The sequence below is a fragment of the Paenibacillus gyeongsangnamensis genome, from assembly GCF_027533625.1.
GTDB lineage: Bacteria > Bacillota > Bacilli > Paenibacillales > NBRC-103111 > Paenibacillus_G > Paenibacillus_G gyeongsangnamensis.
Genome location: NZ_JAQAGZ010000071.1, coordinates 1 through 1,038, shown reverse-complemented (window position 1 = coordinate 1,038; position 1,038 = coordinate 1). Strand labels below are relative to the sequence as shown.

Here is a 1,038-nt window from a genome sequence, read left to right as displayed (position 1 = left end):
GTCCGGTGGCTTAAAATGGAGAAAAGAGAGGAACTCTTCGTTTTTCTCAACTTCACCCGGAGGTGCAATGATGAAACCTGTTCGATTCAATTTGGACCAGTCGATGGAAACACTGACAGCACATTCTGGTCTAGCACTCATCGGCTTGCTTCTTTCACATACGCGGACAGCCAAACGTCTCATAAAAAATAGATTACCTGGCGTTCATAATCCAACGGTCACACACCCCGATGTTCTATACGCTTACCTGGGTCTGTTGTGTCAGGGGAAAAGCGATTTCGATCACATCGAGCCTTTTCGCGAAGATAAATTTTTCGCCAAAGCCCTTGGCATTAAACACGTTCCTTCATCGCCGACCCTCCGTCAGCGGCTTGATCTGGCTGCAGCTGCCAGCTATGACTGGCAAACGATCCTATTAGAAGAGTCGGCCGATCTGCTTCGTTCGCTGGAAGTCCCATTAACACCGGTGACTGTTACATCAGGCGGGGTACAGGCTTCGTCGTGGCTACCGCTTGATCTCGATGTTTCACCGTTCGACAATGGCTCCACACAGAAAGAAGGCGTTTCCCGGACCTACAAGGGGACCGATGGCTACTCTCCATTCTTTGCTTACCTTGGACAGGAAGGTTACGGTGTCAACGTGAATCTGCGCGAGGGCAGCACGCATGTTCAAAAAGAGGCGGCGGCATTTCTTCTGCATAGCATTGAATATAGTCGTCGGCTGACTGACAAACCTCTTCTGGTTCGGATGGATGCCGGGAATGATGCGATCGAGAATCTGAACGTCTGCCTGAACGAACAGGTTGACTTCATCATTAAACGCAATTTGCGTCGTGAGTCACCGGAAGAGTGGCTGGTGATTGCCAAGCAAGATGGCATGTGCTGCGAAGAACGGGACGGTAAGCGCGTCTATCTCGGTGCAATGAGCTGGAATGACAAAAAATTAATACGTCCCATTCGGGGCGTTTACCGCGTAACGGAGCGAACCATCGAAGCTGACGGGCAAATTCTGCTTACGCCAATTGTGGAAGCAGAAGT

General features: G+C 50.4%; 1 protein-coding gene. It reads left to right on the top strand.

Going from position 1 to position 1,038, the window contains the following annotated elements; translation table 11 throughout:
- Positions 1–70: 70 nt before the first annotated feature.
- On the top strand, positions 71–1,038 hold a 968-nt coding region (locus O9H85_RS37420; protein WP_269886374.1), incomplete at its 3' end, for an IS1380 family transposase.